The 19,779-nt window shown below is 68.0% G+C and carries 13 protein-coding genes; 5 read left to right on the top strand and 8 right to left on the bottom strand.

Going from position 1 to position 19,779, the window contains the following annotated elements; genetic code table 11:
* Positions 1-36 precede the first annotated feature (36 nt).
* Genes ACN8ZM_RS33565 through ACN8ZM_RS33555 form a run of 3 tightly spaced genes read right to left on the bottom strand, consistent with a single transcriptional unit; the run spans position 37 to position 3,442 of the window.
* On the bottom strand, positions 37-1,314 hold the full coding sequence (locus tag ACN8ZM_RS33565) for a cytochrome c (RefSeq protein ID WP_043184377.1): 1,278 nt from the start codon (positions 1,312-1,314) through the stop codon (positions 37-39).
* A gap of 2 nt (positions 1,315-1,316) precedes the next feature.
* Complete coding sequence (locus ACN8ZM_RS33560) at positions 1,317-2,936, bottom strand: GMC family oxidoreductase (protein ID WP_420213153.1); 1,620 nt, start codon at positions 2,934-2,936, stop codon at positions 1,317-1,319.
* Positions 2,936-3,442, bottom strand: coding sequence for a sugar dehydrogenase complex small subunit (locus tag ACN8ZM_RS33555; RefSeq protein ID WP_420213152.1), 507 nt, complete (start codon positions 3,440-3,442; stop codon positions 2,936-2,938). The genes ACN8ZM_RS33560 and ACN8ZM_RS33555 overlap by 1 nt, the downstream gene beginning before the upstream one ends.
* A 306-nt stretch (positions 3,443-3,748) precedes the next feature.
* Between ACN8ZM_RS33555 and ACN8ZM_RS33550 the strand changes: the two genes are divergently transcribed.
* Positions 3,749-9,796: an alpha-2-macroglobulin family protein gene (locus ACN8ZM_RS33550; protein WP_420213151.1), complete on the top strand. Its 6,048-nt coding sequence runs from the start codon at positions 3,749-3,751 to the stop codon at positions 9,794-9,796.
* A 10-nt stretch (positions 9,797-9,806) separates the two neighbouring features.
* Complete coding sequence (gene pbpC / locus ACN8ZM_RS33545; RefSeq protein ID WP_420213150.1) at positions 9,807-12,059, top strand: penicillin-binding protein 1C; 2,253 nt, start codon at positions 9,807-9,809, stop codon at positions 12,057-12,059.
* Positions 12,060-12,082: 23 nt separating this feature from the next.
* On the opposite strand, the gene ACN8ZM_RS33540 is transcribed toward pbpC, so the two are convergent.
* Entirely contained in the window at positions 12,083-12,715 is a 633-nt protein-coding gene (locus ACN8ZM_RS33540) for a LemA family protein (protein ID WP_043184368.1), read from the bottom strand.
* Positions 12,716-12,795: 80 nt separating this feature from the next.
* A complete protein-coding gene (locus ACN8ZM_RS33535) occupies positions 12,796-14,223 on the bottom strand; it encodes a TPM domain-containing protein (RefSeq protein ID WP_420213149.1) in 1,428 nt (475 codons plus the stop codon).
* Positions 14,224-14,536: 313 nt separating this feature from the next.
* Here ACN8ZM_RS33535 and ACN8ZM_RS33530 point away from each other — a divergent pair, with 313 nt between their 5' ends.
* Complete coding sequence (locus ACN8ZM_RS33530) at positions 14,537-15,226, top strand: hypothetical protein (protein ID WP_420213148.1); 690 nt, start codon at positions 14,537-14,539, stop codon at positions 15,224-15,226.
* A 39-nt stretch (positions 15,227-15,265) separates the two neighbouring features.
* Here ACN8ZM_RS33530 and ACN8ZM_RS33525 read toward each other — a convergent pair whose 3' ends face one another.
* Positions 15,266-15,787 (bottom strand): GNAT family N-acetyltransferase, encoded by a 522-nt coding sequence (locus ACN8ZM_RS33525; RefSeq protein ID WP_420213147.1) that lies wholly within the window; start codon positions 15,785-15,787, stop codon positions 15,266-15,268.
* 21 nt (positions 15,788-15,808) lie between these two features.
* Positions 15,809-17,062: a multidrug effflux MFS transporter gene (locus ACN8ZM_RS33520; RefSeq protein WP_089452732.1), complete on the bottom strand. Its 1,254-nt coding sequence runs from the start codon at positions 17,060-17,062 to the stop codon at positions 15,809-15,811.
* Between the two features lie 603 nt (positions 17,063-17,665).
* Between ACN8ZM_RS33520 and ACN8ZM_RS33515 the strand changes: the two genes are divergently transcribed.
* The gene (locus ACN8ZM_RS33515) at positions 17,666-18,550 is read left to right on the top strand and encodes an urea carboxylase-associated family protein (RefSeq protein ID WP_089452731.1); all 885 of its coding nucleotides are present in this window, start codon (positions 17,666-17,668) and stop codon (positions 18,548-18,550) included.
* Positions 18,551-18,628: 78 nt separating this feature from the next.
* Complete coding sequence (locus ACN8ZM_RS33510; protein ID WP_420213146.1) at positions 18,629-19,303, top strand: GntR family transcriptional regulator; 675 nt, start codon at positions 18,629-18,631, stop codon at positions 19,301-19,303.
* Positions 19,304-19,339: 36 nt separating this feature from the next.
* Here the strand turns inward: ACN8ZM_RS33510 and ACN8ZM_RS33505 are convergent, their stop codons facing one another.
* The gene (locus ACN8ZM_RS33505; RefSeq protein WP_089452729.1) at positions 19,340-19,738 is read right to left on the bottom strand and encodes an ectoine synthase; all 399 of its coding nucleotides are present in this window, start codon (positions 19,736-19,738) and stop codon (positions 19,340-19,342) included.
* Positions 19,739-19,779: the final 41 nt, after the last annotated feature.

Raw genomic sequence — 19,779 nt, 5'->3', positions numbered from 1 at the left:
CTTGTCAGTTATCGCCCTGCTTCGTCGCGCGCCGCATCAGCGCAGCTTCGCGACGTCCTGCTCGGTCACCTTCGCGGCCGGATTGCCGAACTGCCCGGTCAGGTAGTTCGTCAGCGCGGCGATCTGCGCATCCGACAGCTCGTGACGGAACGCCGGCATCCCGACGTCCTCGCTGCCGGCCTTGCGCTGCACGCCGTTCAGGATCACCTGCACGAGGTTGGTCGGATTCGATGCGCCGACCGTCGAGTTGTGGAACAGCGGCGGGTAATAGCCGTCCGGCGTACCCTTGCCCTGCATCTGGTGGCAGGTCGCGCAGTTGCCGAGATAGAGCCGTGCCGGATCGATGCCCGACGACGCGAGCGCGACGCCGCGCAGCTTCAGCCCGTCCTCGGACGGCTTGCCCCACGACGCGCGCGACTGCTTCGCATCGTCGCTGGCGACTGCCGGCACCGTGCGAATGTACGTCGAGATCGCGCCGATGTCGGCTTCCGTCATCTTCGAGAAGCTGTGCTCGATCGCTTCGGCCATCGGGCCGGCCGCCTGCGCGAGACCCGGCACGCTGCCGGTGCGCAGGTACTGGACGAGCTGCTGCTGCGTCCAGCCGCCGATCCCCGCGTTGGCGTCGGACGTGATGTTGTAGCCGTCCCAGCCCGCAAGCACCGAGCCCGACAGGAAGCTGCCGCCCGTCTCGTCGAGCGACTTCTCCTGCATCGCGATGCCGCGCGGCGTGTGGCACGTGCTGCAGTGAGCCAGCCCCTGGACGAGATACGCGCCGCGGTTCCACTCGGCGCTCTGCGCCGGTTTCGGCTCGTACGCGCCGTCCTTCAGGAACAGCCAGTTCCAGATCTTCAGCGGCCAGCGCATGCTCAGCAGCGCCGGGATCTCGTTCTTCGGCGGCGCCTGCTTGACCGGCTCGACGCCGTGCATGAAGTACGCGTACAGCGCCTTCACGTCGTCATCGTTGATCTTCGCGTACGACACGTACGGCATCGCCGGATACAGGTTGTCGCCGTTCTTCGACACCCCGTGGCGCACCGCGCGCTCGAAGTCCTCGGCCGACCAGTTGCCGATGCCCGTGTCGGGATCGGGCGTGATGTTGCTCGTGTAGATCTTGCCGAGCATCGGGATCGGCATGCCGAGACCGCCCGCGAACGGCTTGCCGCCCTTCGCGGTGTGGCACGCCATGCAGTCGCCCGCGACCGCGAGATATTCGCCGCGCTTGACCAGCGCCGGATCGGCCGCGTCGGCCGCGCGTGCGAGCCCCGGCAGCGCGAGGCAGCCGGCGAGGAGGAAGGTGAGAGTAGATTTCCGCACGGTCAGACTTCCTTCTTCAGCGTGTCCGACATCCGCAGCGCGAGCGCCGCGATCGTCAGCGTCACGTTCACCGTACCGACGGTCGGCATCGTCGAGCTGCTCGAGATGAACAGGTTCGGATGGTCGAACGTGCGGCAGTCCTTGTCGACGACCGAGTCGCGTGCATCCGCGCCCATGATCGTCGCGCCCGTGATGTGGTTGTTCGGCGCGAACTCGTCGTTGAAGACGACTTCGGTGCCGCCCAGCACCTTCGCGGCCGTCGCGTAGACCTCGCGCGTATGCACGGCGCCGCGCTTCACGTAGTCGTCGATCGCGTAGGTGATCTCGGGGCGCGGAATGCCGACCGCGTCGGTGGCCGTCTTGCTCGGCACGATGCGGTTCTCGGGTTGCGGCAGGATCTCGTGGAAGCAGTCGAACTGCACGAAGCGCGCGGAACGGTCGCGGATCTGCGCGTCGAGCGCTTCGGGCTTCATCAGCTTGCCGCCCTTGAAGATCTTCTGCGTTTCCTGGTTGATGCGCGACATGTTCGACAGGTGGATCTTCTTCGCGGCTTCGGTCGCGCGGAACGGGCCGTCGCGGAAACCGATCAGCGACGTCATCTCCTGCGGGCCGCGGCCCGGCCACAGCTTCTCGTTCGCATAGAACGACACGCCGGTGCCCGGGTGGTCCATCAGGTTGCGGCCGACCATGTCCGAACTGTTCGCGACGCCGTTCGGGAAATCGCGGTTCGCGGACATCAGCAGGATCTTCGGCGTCTCGATGCCGTTCGCGGCGATCACGAAGTACTTGCCTTCGACGCGATGGTCGGCGCCCGTCTTGTCCTTGTAGACCGCGGCGGTGATGCGCTTGTCCGGCCCGGTCTCGAGCTTGTAGACGACCGCGCTGTCGATCAGCTTCGCGCCGGCCTGCTCGGCCTTCTCGACGTGCACGATGCCGTTGTACATCGCGCCGATCGGGCAGATCGGCATGCAGTTGTTGTTCCCGCAACAAGTCGGCCGGCCGTCGTACGGGCGGCTGTTGCGCGCGACCGGCTCGGTCACCACGTGGAACTTCGGGTCATAGCCGTTGAGCGCGCTCTTGATCGTCTGCTCGTTGAACGACAACGGCAGCGGCGGCATCGGGTACGGCTCCTTGCGCGGCGAGTACAGGTCTTCCTCGGGGCCGGGGCCCCACACGCCGAGTTCCTCTTCGGCGCGCTGGTAGTAATGCTCGATGTCGTCGTACTGGATCGGCCAGTCGCGGCCGACGCCGTACACCGTCTTCATCTTGAAGTCGTTCGGGATGAAGCGCCACGCCGACGCGGCCCAGTGCCACGTCGTGCCGCCCACCGCGCGGATGTACTGCGAGTTGAACTTGTGCTCGCCCTTCAGGATCAGGTAGTCGTTCGGCGGGCCGTATTCCGGATGCGGCGCCCACGCGCTCGACGGGTACGGCGCCATGAAATCGGTCTTGTCGACCTGGTTGCGGAAGCGTTCGACGATTTCCCAGCGCGGCATGCGCGGGCCGGCTTCCAGCAGGATCACCGACTTGCCCGCCATCGCGAGCTGGTGTGCAACGATCGCGCCTGCGACACCCGACCCGACGACGACGACGTCGGCCTTCTGCGTATCGGTATCGGCCATCAGGCTTGCCTCTCGATCGGTTTGTCGGCCCAGAAGCCGGGTTTGTTGGGGCAATACGACGGGATCACGAGCGTATCGGATACGACACTGAACATTAATGCTTCTTCGTAGGTAATCACGACGTTGTCCACGATACCGAGATACCACGCTTCAAGAATCTTGAGCGCGAGTGCTTCCTGATCGGGATTCAGCGAACCGGACGCGAGTGCGCCGGCGAGTTGCGGCAGGCTGTCGGCCGTCTTGAACGAGCCCTTCTGCAAGGCCTGCAGGAAGCGCTGGCCGAGCACGCGGCTCAGCCCCTTCTTGCCGGTCAATGCTTCGGAGAGCGTCATGAACGTTTCGAGCGGCGCGGTGCCGGGATCGTCGGCCAGGGCCCGCATCGCCAGCGAGCCCGTGAGGCCCGCCGCCGTCAGCGCCAGTGCGCCCTGCAGCCATTGACGCCGTGTGATGCCTGTTACGGCTGCGTCGCCAGTGCGACGCGAGTGGGGAGTGTTGTCGTTGTGCATGTTTCCTTCTCTCGAACACCGGATTCGGGAAAACCACGCTTGATATTTATCAAACTTTAGCGCGGCCCTGAAATGTACGCGCACAAACTGGATCGAACAATCCTTTTATAGTCCATTAAATGTTCCGCCATCCGAGACAATCGACATTTCACGGCCTTTTTGTGTCGTCGACGCGACAATTCTGCGACTCGACCGTGCGCGTGTCGCGCGGCGGCGACATCCTGCTCGCCTCGTTCTGCGTGCATGCCGGTCGGTTAGAATCCCGTGCAATCAAACAGAAAGCTTCCCTCCGAGGGCAATCGAGCGATGAAGCAGCACGACAAACAGAACAAAGCGAAACGAACCCACCACACCATCCGGCTGCTCTGGCGCATCGGCGCCGTCGCGGCGCTCGGCGGCGCCACGGCGCTGTCGCTGCATGCGGGCGCGGCGCGCACGGTGAGCGTATCGCCGCAAGGCACCGTCACCGAAGTGCGTCAAACTGTCATGAAGTTCGACGAACCGATGGTCGCGTTCGGCTCGGCCTCCGCGCCGAATCCCGCACGCGTCACCTGCAACGACTCCACGGCCGCGCGCGGCCAGGGTCACTGGCTCGACGACAAGACCTGGGTTTACGATTTCGAAAACGACCTGCCGCCCGGCGTGCGCTGCTCGGTCGCGCTCAACGACACGTTGCGCTCGGTCGCCGGCAATGCGGCCAGCGGCCCGCGCCGCTTCACGTTCCAGACGGGTGGCCCGTTCCCGGTGAACGTCCGCCCCGGCTCGCGCGAGATCGAGGAACGGCAGATGTTCGTGCTGAAGCTGAACGGCCCGGCCGAACCGCGCTCGGCGCTCGCGAACATCTGGTGCGAAGCGGCCGGCATCGGCAACCGCATTCCCGTCACGGCCGCCGACGACGATGCGCGCAACGCACTGCTCGATCACTTCGGGCTGAAGAAGGATGCCGCGCGCGTGCTGACGCTGTCGTGCGCGCAGGCGCTGCCGGCGAGCGCCAAGATGCAGCTTGTCTACGGCAAGGGCGTCACGAGCCCGAGCGGCATTCCGAACGAAACGGAACGGCGCTTCGATTTCACCGTGCGCGCACCGTTCGCCGCGAGCTTCTCGTGCGAACGCGAGAACGCAAAGGCACCCTGCACGCCGCTGCGCCCGCTCACGCTGTCGTTCAACGCGCCGATCTCGCGCAAGAACGCCGAGGCGATCAAGCTGCGCGGTCCTGACGGTTCGCTGTCGCCGACCTTCGCGGCCGACGACAAGAGCGAGGAAGTCACCACCGTCACGTTCAACCCGCCGCTGCCCGAGCAGGCCGGCCTGACGATCGAATTGCCGTCGGGCCTGCGCGACGTGACCGACCGCTCGCTGTCCAACGCCGACCTGTTCCCGCTCGCGACGCGCACCGCGCCGATGCCGCCGCTCGCGAAGTTCTCGTCGGGCACCTTCGGGATCGTCGAGCGCTTCGCCGAACCCGATACGCCCGCGCTCGTGCCCGTCACGCTGCGCAACGTCGAGGCCGACCTGCATATCGACGGCCTCAACACCCAGGGCGCGCAGTTCTCGAACCTGAAGGTCGACGACGACACCGCGATTCGTCAGTGGATGCGCACGGTCGACCGCTTCGACAACTGGTCGATGACGGCCGGCTCGATCGACAGCCAGATTCCCGGCCTGCTCGAACGCAAGGGCCAGCACCCCGTCTACGTGCCGCGTGAAGCCGGCGAGAAGGCGCCTGCGCCGAAGGATCGCCGCATCGACGTGCGCTCGCTGACGCTGCTCAAGGGCCAGCCCGGCGTGCAGGCGCTGACGCTGCCGAAAGCGGACCCGAAGGCACTGCGGCCGTTCGAAGTCGTCGGCGTGCCGATCGACAAGCCCGGCTTCTACGTGCTCGAACTCGCGTCGCCCGCGCTCGGCCGCTCGCTGCTCGCGAAGCCGTCGAGCATGTACGTGCGCACCACGGTGCTCGTCACCAACCTCGGCGTACACCTGAAACAGGGCCGCGAAAACAACCTCGTGTGGGTCACGACGCTCGACAAGGGCAAGCCGGTGCCGAACGCGCAGATCCGCGTGTCGGACTGCAACGGCGACGAGATCGCGTCCGGCACGACCGATGCGCAGGGCCTGCTGAAGATCGACGGCGCGTTCGAATCGAAGCGCGCCTGCAGCTCGTCCGATTCGGAGCAACGCTTCGACGACTACTTCGTGTCGGCCCGCGTGAACGATCCGAAGACGGGCCCCGACATGGCGTTCGTCAGCTCGGGCTGGAACCGCGGGATCGAATCGTGGCGCTTCAACGTGCCGACCGACACCGACAGCGCGCGGACCGTGCGCGCGCATACGGTATTCGACCGCACGCTGCTGCGCGCGGGCGAAACCGTGTCGATGAAGCATTTCATCCGCACCGAGACGCTGCAGAGCCTCGCGTTCCCGGCGCAATACCCGACGCGCGTGACGATCCGCCATCTCGGCACGGGCCAGACCTACAAGCTGCCGCTCACGTGGGCAGCCGACCACAGCGCGGACACGCAGTTCACGCTGCCGGCCGCCGCGAAGCTCGGTGAATACAGCGTCGAACTCGAAGGCGGCCCGGAAGATGCTCCAACCGCCACCTATTACAGCGGTAGCTTCCGCGTCGAGGCGTTCCGCCTGCCGGTGCTGAAGGGATCGATCGGTGCGCGCGACGCGCAGAAGAGCCCGCTCGTCGCCGTGAAGGAAGCGCCGCTCGCGGTGCAGATCGACTACGTGTCGGGCGGCGGCGCATCGAACCTGCCCGTGCAGGTGTCGGCGCTGATGAAGTGGGCCTCGCCGCCGTTCGCGGATCGCTTCGAAGATTTCAGCTTCACGCCGTATCGCCCCGAAGCGAGCGACGGCAATGCCGACGACGATTCGCAGGACGGCGACAACGCATCGGCGTCGAACAACGATCCCGACGCGACGAAGCTGATCGCCGACAAGCTGCCGCTGACGCTCGACCGCAACGGTGCGGGCTCGGTCACGCTCAAGGGCCTGCCGGACGTCGACGCACCGAAGCGCATCGCGCTTGAAGCGACGTTCGCCGACCCGAACGGCGAAGTGCAGACGATTCGCGGCGACACGATCCTGTGGCCGGCCGCGGTGGTGGCCGGTGTCAAGGCGGGCCGCTGGGTATCGGTCGGCCAGCACGTGCCCGTGCAGGCACTGGCGGTCGACCTGCAAGGCAAGCCGCGCGCGTCGGTGCCGATCGAGATCAAGGGCGTCGCGCACATCACGACGTCGTCGCGCAAGCGGATGGTCGGCGGCTTCTACGCCTACGACAACAAGAGCGACACGCGCGACCTCGGCGTGCTGTGCTCGGGCAAGACCGACGACAAGGGCCGCATGGCCTGCGACGCGACGCTCGAACAGGCCGGCAACGTGCAGCTGATCGCGGTGGCCAAGGACGGCGACGGCCGCACGTCGAACGCATCGACGTCGGTGTGGGTCACGCGCGAGGACGAGCTCTGGTTCGGCGGCGACAACACCGACCGGATCGACGTGATCCCGGAGAAGACCTCGTACGAACCGGGCGAAACCGCCCGCTTCCAGGTGCGCATGCCGTTCCGCTACGCAACCGCGCTGGTGGCGGTCGAACGCGGCGGCGTGATGGAAACGCACATCGTCGAGCTGAACGGCAAGAACCCGACGGTCGACCTGAAGGTCGGCGAATCGTGGGGGCCGAACGTGTACGTGTCGGTGCTCGCACTGCGCGGCCGGATTCGCGAAGTGCCGTGGTACTCGTTCTTCACGTGGGGCTGGAAGGCACCGGTCGAATGGGCACGCGCATTCTGGCGCGAAGGCCGTCACTATGAAGCGCCGACCGCGTTCGTCGACCTGTCGAAACCCGCGTTCCGCTACGGCCTCGGCGAGATCAAGGTCGGCACGGGCGTGCACCGCCTCGGCGTGACCGTGACGACCGACGCGACGCGCTACACGGTGCGCAGCAAGGCGCAGGCACACGTGAAGGTCACACTGCCGAACGGCCAGCCCGCACCGGCCGGCACGCAGATCGCGGTCGCGGCCGTCGACGAGGCGCTGCTCGAACTGATGCCGAACAACAGCTGGGACCTGCTCGACGCGATGCTGCGGCGACGCGCGTACGGCGTCGAGACGGCCACCGCGCAGATGGAAATCGTGGGCCGCCGCCACTTCGGCCGCAAGGCCGTGCCGGCCGGCGGCGGTGGCGGCAGCGCGCCGACGCGCGAGCTGTTCGACACGCTGCTGCTGTGGAATCCGCGCGTGACGCTGGATGCCAATGGCAGCGCAACCGTCGAAGTACCGCTGAACGACGCGCTCACGCGCTTCCGGATCGTCGCGATCGCGGCGGTCGGCCCCGACCGCTTCGGCACCGGCAGCACGTCGATCCGCAGCACGCAGGATCTGCAGCTGATCTCCGGCCTGCCGCCGCTCGTGCGCGAAGGCGACGCGTTCCGCGCGCAGGTCACACTGCGCAACACGACCGACCGTGCGATGCAGGTCGTCGTGACGCCGCGCGTGACGGGTGTCGAGGTCGCACCGCAAACCGTGTCGCTCGCGGCCAATACGGCAACCGAAGTCGCGTGGACGATCACCGTGCCCGAACAGGCGATCGACGCGGCCGGCGCGCTGAACTGGCGCATCGAAGCAGCCGAGCAAGGCGGCAAGCGCGCATCCGACGCGCTGGCGGTCGCGCAGAAGGTCGTGCCCGCGCTGCCGGTCACGGTCCAGCAGGCGACGCTCGCGCAAGTCGACGGCACGCTGACGGTGCCGGTGGCCTCCCCGGCCGGCGCCGCGAACAACGCACAAGGCCTGCCGCGCGGCGGCATCGCGGTGTCGCTGCAGTCGAAGCTTGCCGACGGGCTGCCTGGCGTGAAACGCTGGTTCGAACGCTATCCGTACCGCTGCCTCGAACAGCAGACCTCGCGCGCGATCGGCCTGCGCGACCCGGCGCAATGGCAGGCGCTGATCGCCCGCATGCCCGTCTATCTCGACAGCGACGGGCTCGCGAGCTACTTCCCGCCGTCGTCCGACGATTCGCACGCCGGCAGCGCGACGCTGTCGTCGTACCTGCTCGTGGTGTCCGACGAGGCGAGCCGTCTCGACCCGCGCTTCGCGCTGCCGGAAGACCTGCGCACGCAGCTCGAGGCCGGGCTCGCGCGCTTCGTCGACGGCCGCCTCGAGCGCAACGCGTGGGCGCCGCGCCAGGATCGCGACCTGCGCAAGCTCGCCGCGATCGAGGCGCTGTCGCGCTATGGCGCCGCGCAGGGCCGCATGCTCGGCTCGATCGAGATCGCGCCGAACCAGTGGCCGACCTCGGCGGTGATCGACTATCACGCGATCCTGACGCGCGTGAAGGACATCCCGCAACGCGACGAGAAACGCGCGCAGGTCGAACAGATCCTGCGGGCACGCCTCACGTACCAGGGCACGCAGCTCGTGTTCTCGACCGCGCGCGACGACGACCTGTGGTGGCTGATGACCAGCAACGAGACCAACGCGGCACGTCTCGCGCTGGAATTCGCGGGCGACCCGGCGTGGAAGGACGAGATGCCGCGCGTGACCGCCGGCCTGCTCGCGTTGCAGCGCCAGGGCGCATGGCAGACGACCACGTCGAACGCGCTCGGCCTGCTCGCGGTCGAGCGCTTCTCGCGCACCTACGAGAGCACGCCGGTGGCCGGCGCGACGAAGGTCGCGCTCGGCGGCGACGAGCGCACGATCTCGTGGTCGCAGGCATCGGCACCCGCGCCCGTTGACACGCCGGCGTCGGCCACCCCGGCCACCCGCGCCGCCGCGGCCCGCAGCGTGATGCTGCCGTGGCCGCGCGCGTCGCAGGCGCCGGCCACGCTGTCCGTCACGCAGGACGGCACGGGCCGCCCGTGGGCCACGATCGAAAGCCTCGCGGCGGTGCCGCTGCGTTCGCCGTTCGCGGCCGGCTACCGGATCACGAAGACCGTCACGCCCGTGTCGCCCGCCGTCAAGGGCGTGCTGACGCGCGGCGACGTCGTGCGCGTGCATCTCGACATCGATGCGCAGAGCGACATGACGTGGGTCGTCGTCAACGATCCGGTGCCGGCCGGGTCGACGATCCTCGGTTCGGGCCTCGGCCGCGACTCCGAAGCCGCGACGCAGGGCGAGAAGACGCCGGACGGCGCGTGGCCTGCGTTCATCGAGCGCGACTTCGACGGCTACCGCGCGTACTACGACTATCTGCCGAAGGGCAAATTCTCGGTCGAGTACACGGTGCGGCTGAACAACGTCGGCACGTTCGGGCTGCCGCCGACGCGTGTCGAGGCGCTGTACGCGCCGTCCGTGTACGGCCTGTGGCCGAACCCGCCGATGACCGTGAAGGCGGCCGACGCGGGCAAGTAACGAGACCGTGATGATCGATCTGGTATTGCCGCGGCCGGCGCGTTTCGCCGGCCGCGTATTGGTCGCCATCGTGCTGGCCGCGCCGCTCGTCGCGCACGCGCTGCCGAGCTACGACGAAGTGCGCCGCAACTGGCGCAGCTCCGACTGGGTGCTGCTCGCGCGCGACGGCACGCCGCTGCAGCGCACGCGCGTCGACCTCACCGAACGGCGCGGCGACTGGGTGTCGCTCGCCGACGTGTCGCCCGCGTTTCGCGAAGCGATCGTCGTGTCCGAAGACAAGCGCTTCTATGAACACAGCGGCGTCGACTGGCGCGGTATCGCCGGGGCCGCGTGGGGCAACCTGTGGAACGAGCGCACGCGCGGCGCATCGACCGTCACGATGCAGCTCGCCGGGCTGCTCAGCGATTCGCCGCGCCGGTCGGGCCAGCGCTCGCTGCCGCAGAAGGCGTCGCAGGCGGTCAACGCGCTGCTGCTCGAACGCGGCTGGCGCAAGGACCAGGTGCTCGAGGCGTACCTGAACCTCGTGCCGTTCCGCGGCGAGACGATCGGCCTCGGCGCGTTGTCGCAGGTGCTGTTCGGCAAGGCGCCATCGGGCCTCGACGCACGCGAAGCCGCGATCGCGGCCGCACTCGTGCGCGCGCCCAACGCAACGCCCGCGAAAGTCGCCGAGCGCGCGTGCCGGATCCTGCGCGACATGCATGCCGAGCAGGCCTGCGCATCGCTCGACGGCTACGTGCAACTCGTCACCGCGCGTCCGGCCAGCGCCGCGCGCGACGACGGCGCCGCCCTCGCCCCGCACTTCGCGCGACGCATCGCGGCCGAGGTCCGGCCAACGGCCGGCGCGCAGGTGCGCACGACGCTCGATGCGCCGCTGCAGCGCTTCGCGCGCGACACGCTGGTGCGCGCGCTGACCGAACTCAACGCGCCCGCGCATCGGCGCAACGTGCAGGACGGCGCGGTCGTCGTGATCGACAACGCGACCGGCGAGATTCGCGCGTGGGTCGGATCGTCGGGCGCGCTGTCGAGCGCCCGCGACGTGGACGCCGTGCTCGCGCCGCGCCAGGCCGGCTCGACCCTCAAGCCGTTCCTGTATGCGCAGGCGATCGACGAGAAACGGCTGACGGCCGCGTCGCTGCTCGACGATGCGCCGATCAACCTCGCCGCCGGCGGCGGCCTGTACATTCCGCAGAACTACGACAAGGATTTCAAGGGCTGGGTGAGCGTGCGCAGCGCGCTCGGCGGCTCGCTGAACGTGCCGGCCGTGCGCACGCTCGTGCTCGTCACGCCGCACCGCTTCGCGCGCACGCTGACCGCGCTCGGCCTGCCGCTCGCGCAGGAAGGCGACTACTACGGCTTCAGCCTCGCGCTCGGCAGTGCGGACGTCACGCTGCTGTCGCTGACCAACGCGTACCGCGCGCTCGCGAACGGCGGCGTCGCGCGCAAGGTCATCGACGTGCCAGCGGCGGCTCCCGCATCCGGCGCAGCCGGCGCGCCGGCCACGTCACCCGCCCGCGCCGCCGACGGTACGCGCGTGTTCAGCGAGGCGGCCAGCTTCGTCGTCACCGACATCCTGTCCGACAACAACGCGCGTGTACGCACGTTCGGCTTCGACAATCCGCTCGCGACGCGCTTCTTCTCGGCGGTCAAGACCGGTACGAGCAAGGACATGCGCGACAACTGGACGGTGGGTTTCACGTCGCGCTATACGGTCGGCGTGTGGGTCGGCAATGCGGACGGTTCGCCGATGTGGGACGTGTCGGGTGTCACGGGTGCGTCGCCGGTGTGGTCGGCGGTCGTCGGCTACCTGCACCGCGACCAGCCGAGCCGTGCGCCACGCGCGCCGGCCGGGGTCGAGACGCGCCGCATCACGTTCGAACGCGATATCGAACCGTCACGCAACGAGTGGTTCATCGCGGGAACGGCGGTCGACACGATCCGGCTCGCCGCCCCCGTCACACCGGGCAAGGACGGCGCGCGCGCGCCGCTGACGATCGGCACGCCGACCGACGGCACGATCTTCGCGATCGATCCGGACATTCCGCCGAAGAACCAGCGGATCTGGTTCGAGCGTTCGGCCGGGCGCGCCACGAAGTTTGCGTGGCGGCTCGACGACAAGGTGATCGGGCACGCCGATCGCATCGCGTGGCTGCCGTGGCCGGGCCGGCACCGGCTCGAACTCGTCGACGCGCGCGGCAATGTCGCCGATGCGATCAGCTTCGAGGTGCGCGGCGCGTTCGCAAAGGCGGCCGCGCGCAAGCCCTGAGCGCTTGAGTGGGTGAGCCGGCCTTACTCGCCGGCCGCGTTCGTGTTCGCCTTCGGCGACTGCGGTTGCGCGGAGAAGTCGAGTGCCGGCGCGGTCGAGATCGCCGCCTCGTTCGCGACGCCGAAGTTCGGGCGAGGCTGGTAGCCGAAGATCTTCGCGATCACGACGCCCGGGAACTGGCGGATCTGCACGTTGTAGTGCTGCACCGTCTTGATGTAGCGGCCGCGCGCGACCGCGATGCGGTTTTCCGTGCCTTCGAGCTGGGTCTGCAGGTCGCGGAACGCTTCGTTCGCCTTCAGCTCCGGGTAACGCTCGGACACCACCATCAGCCGGCTCAGCGCACCCGACAGCTCGCCCTGCCGCTGGTCGAACGCCGCGAGCGCGGCCGGATCCTTTGCCATCTCCGGCGTCATCTGCACGCTGCCCACCCGCGCACGGGCCGACGCCACCTCGGTCAGCACGCGTTCCTCGTGCGACGCGTAGCCCTTCACCGACGCGGCGAGGTTCGGCACGAGGTCGGCACGGCGCTGGTACTGGTTCAGCACTTCGGACCACGCGGCATTGATGTTCTCGTCGGACGACTGGATCGCGTTATAGCCACACCCCGCGAGCGGAGCCAGCACGCAGCACACAAGCAGGATTCGAAACCATTTCATGGTGGATGTTTCCGGTTGAACGCTCCGGGTGGAGCGGTAGGTGAAAAGAAACGGGGGCGCAGGCACGCTGCGCGCGGTGGCTACCAGCGGCCCGATGCACCGCCGCCACCGCTCGAACCGCCATCGCCGCGGAACGAATCGGCGCTCGAGCGCGACCGGGAGCCGGACGAGGAAGACGACGAAGACGAGCCGATGCCCATCAACTTCGCCCAGATCACGGCGAGCACGCACAGCACGCCGAAGATGCCGGACAACACTTCCTCGACCGAATAGTCCATCTCGCGCCCGATCGCGATGATCATGAACAGCGTCCCGCCCACGATCGCCGTGTATTTGCGCACACGCGCCGACAGGAACAGGTTGATGCCGAGCAGGCACGGCGCGACACCGGCCGCCGCCGGGACGAACAACGCGGCGCCCAGCATGGCTTCGAGATTGCCGTTGAAGATCGTGCCGACCGGCAGCATCACGATCGGCACGACGGCCGCCACGAGCCACGCCGCCAGCAGCGCCACCCGGCGGCGCAACTGGCGCCACTGCGCGACCACGCCCAGCACGACGTTGGCCACCCCGAGCAGGAACCAGAACCGCACGCCGCCCGTATTCGCCCGTTTCCGCACCGGCAGGCCGTTCGACTGGTACTGTTCGCCGCCGGCCCGTGCGTCACGAGGCGGTGCGTTCGTGGCATTCGTCGTGGTCGCCGTGGCCGTTTCGTATGCGTCGTCGCGCCCGCCGGGCGCCGTCGCGGGTACCGCCGGCTCCGGCGTGGCGACGTCCGCCGGCATCATCTCGCGGGCCAGCGCGTCCACCGCATCGCTGATGCCGCCTTCGATGCGGTTCTCGCGGAATGCCGGCACGATCCGCTCACGGATGATCCGGCCCGCGACGATGTCAGGAATCGTGCCTTCGAGCCCGTAGCCGACTTCGATCCGCACGGTATGGTCGTTGAGCGCGGCGACGAGCAGCAGGCCGTTGTTGACCTCGGCCTTGCCGAGCTTCCATTGGTCGAATACGGTGGTCGCGAACTGTTCGATCGTCGATTGCCCGGTCGACCCGACCAGCAGGATCGCGATCTGCACGCCGAGCCGTTGTTCGAGCGCCGCGAGGCGGTCGGTCAGCTCGGATGTGCAGGCGGCGCTCAGCACGCCCGTGGCGTCCGTCACGCGGCCTTTGAGCGGCGGTGCGGCTTCGGGCTTTGCGGCGACCGGATAGGCCGCTGCGGCAGCCACGTGCGTGCACGCCGACTGGGCCGGGGCGAAAGGCGGGGTGGCCGACGACGCCGCGACGGCGTTGCTGCCGTCTTCGGTTGGCGCTGCAATGGCCGCGCCGCCGAACAGCACGACCGCGCCCGCCAGCAAGGCCGTGGCCTTCCAGAAGCCGGGCCTGCGAGCCTCCCCCTTCGTGCTGCGTGTGTGCGGAATGCCGTTTCGGGTCGTGCCTGCCGACGATGCCGGATCGCCCTCGCCACCCGGCAGGCCCGGCCGGCCCGTCTGTCGTTTCAAGTTCATGTCGGAAACGGCGCGTCGGCTCCATCGGGAGCGGCGCGTTCTCTCGTCGTTTTTAATCGTCCCGCAGCATAACCAATTGCGAAGGGAACTGAAAGGTTTCCGGCTGGCTTCCGGACCGCGTCATTTCAGTCTGTCGTCGCATCGCCCCGATGCCGGCAAAGCCGTGCAGCGCATGACACGCTCGACGGCAGGCCGCCTCCGGCCGCAAGCAGGCCAAGCGGGCAAGCAGCCGCCCGATTCGGGACCTAGAATGTGAACGGCACCACCTCTCCGGCGCCCACCGGTTGCCCCACTCTCCTCAAGGCCAGCGACCATGAACATTCACCCCCGCCGTTTCATCCACCCCGCGCTGGGCACGCTCTGCATCGCCACCCTCGCGACGCTTCAGGCGTGCGGCGGCGATGCCTGCTTCGGCGTGGATGCCTGTTTCAACAACAACACGCAGACCGTCGCGCTCTCGGGCACGGCCGCGACGGGCGACGCGCTCGCCAGCGCGCAGGTGGCGGTCAGCTGCGTGACGGGCTCGGCGACGACGCTGACGGACGGCGGCGGCAACTACCAGGTGACGGTCAATGCCGTGCTGCCGTGCGCGATCACCGTGACGTCGGGCGGCACGAGCCTGCATTCGCTCGCGTACGCGGGCGGCACGTTCAATACGACGCCCGAGACCGAGCTGATGCTGGTCTATCTCGCCGCCCAGCTCGGCACGGACACGGCCACATTGATCGGCAATTTCCAGGGGAATTCGCGCTACCAGCAGGCGATGAACAATGCGAACACCGTACAGGCCGCACAATCGGCCGTCGTGACGAACCTGCAGCAGCGCTATTCGGTCACGCTCGCGGCGCCGGCATTCCTGACCACGTCGTTCACGGTCGGGCAACCGGGCGTCGACAGCGACCTCGTCGCACTCGCGAAAGCCGGTGCGATCGACTCGAACGGGATGCCGGATCCGGTGGCCGTTTCGCTGCTGGCGCAGGCCGGCGCGGCACATCCGCTGTAAGCGGCCGGCGGCGGAAAGAAGATCGCCTGGGATCGGGCGTCAGGCGCGCGCGTCGGGCTCGCCGTCGGCCAGCAGCGCCCACCGTTCGTGGTCGCGCCATTCGCCGCCGATGCGCAGATAGCGCGGCGAAAACCCTTCTTTCGTGAAACCGAGCCGCCGAACCAGCGCAATCGACGCGTGGTTGCCGGGCTGGATGTTCGCTTCGAGCCGATGCAGCCCGAGTTCGCCGAACGCGACGCCGATCGCCGCGCGCAGCGCCTCGGTCATCAGCCCCTGGCCGCTGAACGCCACCATCCCGTAGTACCCGAGATACGCGCTCTGGAACACGCCGCCGACGATCTCGTTGAGGTTCACCACGCCGACCACCGTCCCGGACGTGCGCTCGCGCGCGACGAGGCCGACGTTCGGCCCCGTCAGGCAGCGGGCGAACCACTGGTCGAATCCCGCCTGATCCGTGAACGAGTCGACCCACGGCAGATGGTGGCTCCGGCTCGCGCGGTTGGCGGCGATCAGGTCGGCGGCGTCGGTTCGGGCGACGCGGTTCAGCAGGATCGGGCGCATGGGTCGGTCGACGGGCGGCACTTACGCGGCCTCCCCGCGCCCGCACACGACGGACGCGGCCTGAGCCTGCTGCTGCGACAGGTACCGCAGCAGCTTGGTGACCATCCACACGACGATGCACGACAGCGCGACGAAGAACACCGCGAGCGGCGTCAGGACATGGATCGACACGAAACCGGCCAGCCCCATCATCGCGGACGACACGAGCAGCAGTGCGCAGCCGAGGATCGCGCTTGTCAGGCCGGCGATATGCGGAAACAGCGAATTGCCCTTGGCCATCAGCGTCGGGTACATCGCGCCCGCGCAGAAGCCCATCACGAGCACCGGCGTCGCGAGCGTCCAGACGCGCAGCCCGACTGTGAGCGCCAGCACCAGCATCGCCACCGATGCTCCCGCCATCACGCGCGCGCCGATGCGCAGCCGTTGCTCGGCGCTCGGCAGCCCGCGCCCGTGAATGCGGTTCGACAGGCCGCCGAGGAAATACATCAGCCCGATCCCGAGCGCGAGATAGCCGAAGAAGGTCGGCGGCTTGTGCAGCGTGGTCTGCACCATGAACGGCCCGACGATGTTGAACACGAGCAGGATGCTGTAGCACAGCCCCTGTGCCAGGAAGCAGCTCTGGAACACCGGGCTCGCCAGCACCTTGCCAGCGTTCGTCATCAGCGTGCGCGGCTCGAGATGCACCGGTTTCGGCAAGGTTTCGCGATAACGCCACAGCAACGCCCACATCGCCAGCGAGTACACCAGCAGGAACACGAGGCACGCGCGCCAGCCGAACCATTCCTGCAGGTGCGCGCCGATCACCGGCGCGATGATCGGCGCGAGCCCCCATGCGATCGACATGTACGTGAACGCGTGCATCAGCGCCTGGCCGGAGAACGAATCGGTGATGATCGCCTTCGCGAGCAGGTTGGTGGTCGCGATGCCGAAGCCCTGCAGGCAGCGCGCCAGCACGAACGTCTCCAGGTTCTGCGCGCCGAGCGACAGCAGGCAGCCGATCGTGTAGATCACGAGCCCGAACGCGAGCACGCGCTTGCGGCCGTAAGCGTCGGCGATCGGGCCGAAGATGAGCTGGCCGAGCGCGTAGGCCGCCATGTAGCCGGACACGCTCGACTGGATCGCCTGCGGCGTGGTCGCGAACGAACGTGCCATGTCGGGCAGCGCGGGGACGTAGATGTCGATCGCGAGCTGGCCGGCGGACGCGAACAGGCAGATCAGGAACAGCAGGAAACGCGGCGAGTTCGACTCGCGCGCGGGGGTGAGCGTGGCGTTCATGACGACGGGACGGGACGGGACGGGACGGGTTCAGGCGGTGGCGACGCGGCAGCCCGGCGTGTTCGGATCGCGAACACCGGTGCGCAACGTGCAGAATTGCGTATTGTGCCTGTTGTTGCGTGGCTCGACAGGATTCCCATGGCACGGGCGAGGTTGAATGCCGGCCGCCGGCTCTCATTCCGACTTCAGTCTGCGCCCGCCTAGTCGGCGATGGCTCGATCCGCGAGCCGCGGTACGTATTCCCAGTCTGATTCGATCAGCCGCGTTCGATGGAGCGTCGACCATGCGATTCCGTTCGTTCAAGGCCTGACGCACGACGAGCCGCCCGGTCGGTTCGTGTCGTCACCGAAACCGCCGGCGCGTGCCGGCAATTTTTTATTGCCACATCGCTTTCCCCCTCACCGCCCGCTCATCCGTCGGGCGAGCGCCTCCCGCCCTCCGTATTTTCCACCCATTGACACGCCTCCCCGCCTTCGCCCTATACTCCCCGCAGCGTCGAAAATTGTTGAACAATCCAACATGCCAACTGGCGCCTGACCGGCCACCACGAAGGATTCCGGCCGGATATCCGTGTCTGCCAACTTTCCCCGAGAGCACCACGTCATGTCGAACTATCCCGCCGCCTACCAGGTCACCAAGGGCTCCGTCCTGAACGTCGACCGGTCCTTCTATTCCGCAATCGCGCAGCGCCAGGACGCGCGGCAGCGCATCGAATCGCACGTCGTGCCGATCCGCAGCGGTTTTGCGTGGACGGTGCCGGCCGGCCACGTGTTCCGCATCGTCACGCTGGAAGGCCCGCAGGTCGCCGACTTCAACATGTGGAGCCTGCACAATCCGCGCGAGCGCATGTGGGCGTCGCGCACGCGCCAGTTGCAGGCTGCGCACGTGACGACGTTCGACCGCATCTGGTCAACGCTGCCCTACCTGCGCCCGATGGTCACGATCACCGACGACACGCTCGCCGGCTATGGCGTCGACGGCGACGGCGGACGCGTGCACGACCTGCTCGGCACGCGCTGCGATCCGTACGTGAACAAGCTGCTGACCGGCGAGGATTTCCATTTCCACTGCCACTCGAACCTCGTGCGCGCGGTCGCGCCGTACGGGCTGACAGAATTCGACGTGCACGACGTGCTCAACGTGTTCCAGTGCACGGGCCTGAACGACGACGACAAGTACTTCATGAAAGCGTGCCCCGCCAAGCCGGGCGACTACCTCGAGTTCTTCGCCGAGATCGACCTGCTGTGCGCGATGTCCACGTGCCCGGGCGGCGACCTGTCGGTGCCGATGTGGGGGCCCGACGCGCGCGACCCGATCGACGTGTGCCGGCCGCTCGGCGTCGAGGTGTACCGGCTCGATCCGGGGCTGCTCGAAGGCTGGACGTCGCCGCCCGTCGCGCCGTACAGGGGCCTGCACGGGATGCAGCCGCCGCAGGCCAACTGGCAGCACGATTCGCAGCCCGGCCGGCAGCACGACAAGACGGCGTGACAAAGCCCGTAGAATGACGCCACGCCGCCGGCCAGCCACGCCGGCGGCGCACGATCAGGAGAGGAGCGAACGGACAGCATGGCAAGCGAAAAAGCGCGAGGACAATCGGTCGCCGACCGGATCAGCCATCAACTGCGCGAGCACATCATCAGCGGCAAGCTGCCGCCCGGCACGTCGCTGATCGAGATGGATCTCGCGGCCGAATACGACACATCGCGCAACTCGCTTCGCGAAGTCCTGCACCAGCTCGGCCGCGAAGGGCTCGTCACGTTCGTGCGGCACAAAGGCGTCGTCGTGCGCACGCTCAATCGTCAGGACGTGCGCGATCTTTACGTTGCGCGCCGCACGCTCGAACTCCATGCATTGAATACGGCCGAACTGGCCCAGCCGGCGCTGCTCGAGAAAATGCAGTCGGCCATTCGCGCGGCCGAGCGCGAACTCGCGAAGGAGAACTGGCAGACCGTCGGCACGCACAGCCTGCGGTTTCACCAGCATATCGTCGCGTTGCAGAAGTCCGCGCTGCTCGACGAATTCTTCCGCACCATCTCGGCGCAGTTGCGCCTCGTGTTCGCATCCGATCCCGACGAAAGGCGCGTGCAGACGCCCGACTGGATCCAGCGCGAATACCAGATCTATGACCTGCTCACGCAGAGCCGCCGAAGCGAGGCCGTCACGACACTCGCGCGCTATCTCGACGATTCCGAGCGGATGCTCCTCGACGCGATCAGGCGCAGCCAGCGGGAAGCGGCCTGAGCGGCTGCCTCCCGCACGCGTCGACACCTCGCGCCGTCAGGCCTCCTCGCCGGCCGGCAGCGCATAGCTGCCGTCCTCGCGATGCGTCTCGCGCCCCGTCAGCGGCGGATTGAACACGCACACGAGATGCAGGTCGCCGCGTGTCGCGCGCAGGATGTGCGCATCGTTCTCGTTCAGCGCGTAGATCGTGCCGGGCGCAATCCGGTGCACCTTGCCGGTCGCCGTTTCGACGACTTCCCCTTCGCCCGCCACGCAATAGTTGGTCTCGAAGTGGTGCTTGTAGTGCAGATGCAGTTCCGCGCCTTCATGCACGCGCGTCTCGTGAACGGAATAGCCGACGCCGTCCTGCTGGACGATCATGCGCTTGCTGTCCCAGCCCGGGCCGTGCGCGTGGCGTTCGGTGTGGGCGATATCGGCCGATCTTACGACGATCATGAGCACCTCTTAGTAACGAGAAGAAAAAATGGCAAGCCGCG

It is taken from the genome of Burkholderia aenigmatica, assembly GCF_048627025.1.
Lineage (GTDB): Bacteria > Pseudomonadota > Gammaproteobacteria > Burkholderiales > Burkholderiaceae > Burkholderia > Burkholderia aenigmatica.
The sequence above is the reverse complement of the archived record's forward strand: the minus strand, read 5'-3'. Positions and strand labels throughout refer to the sequence as shown.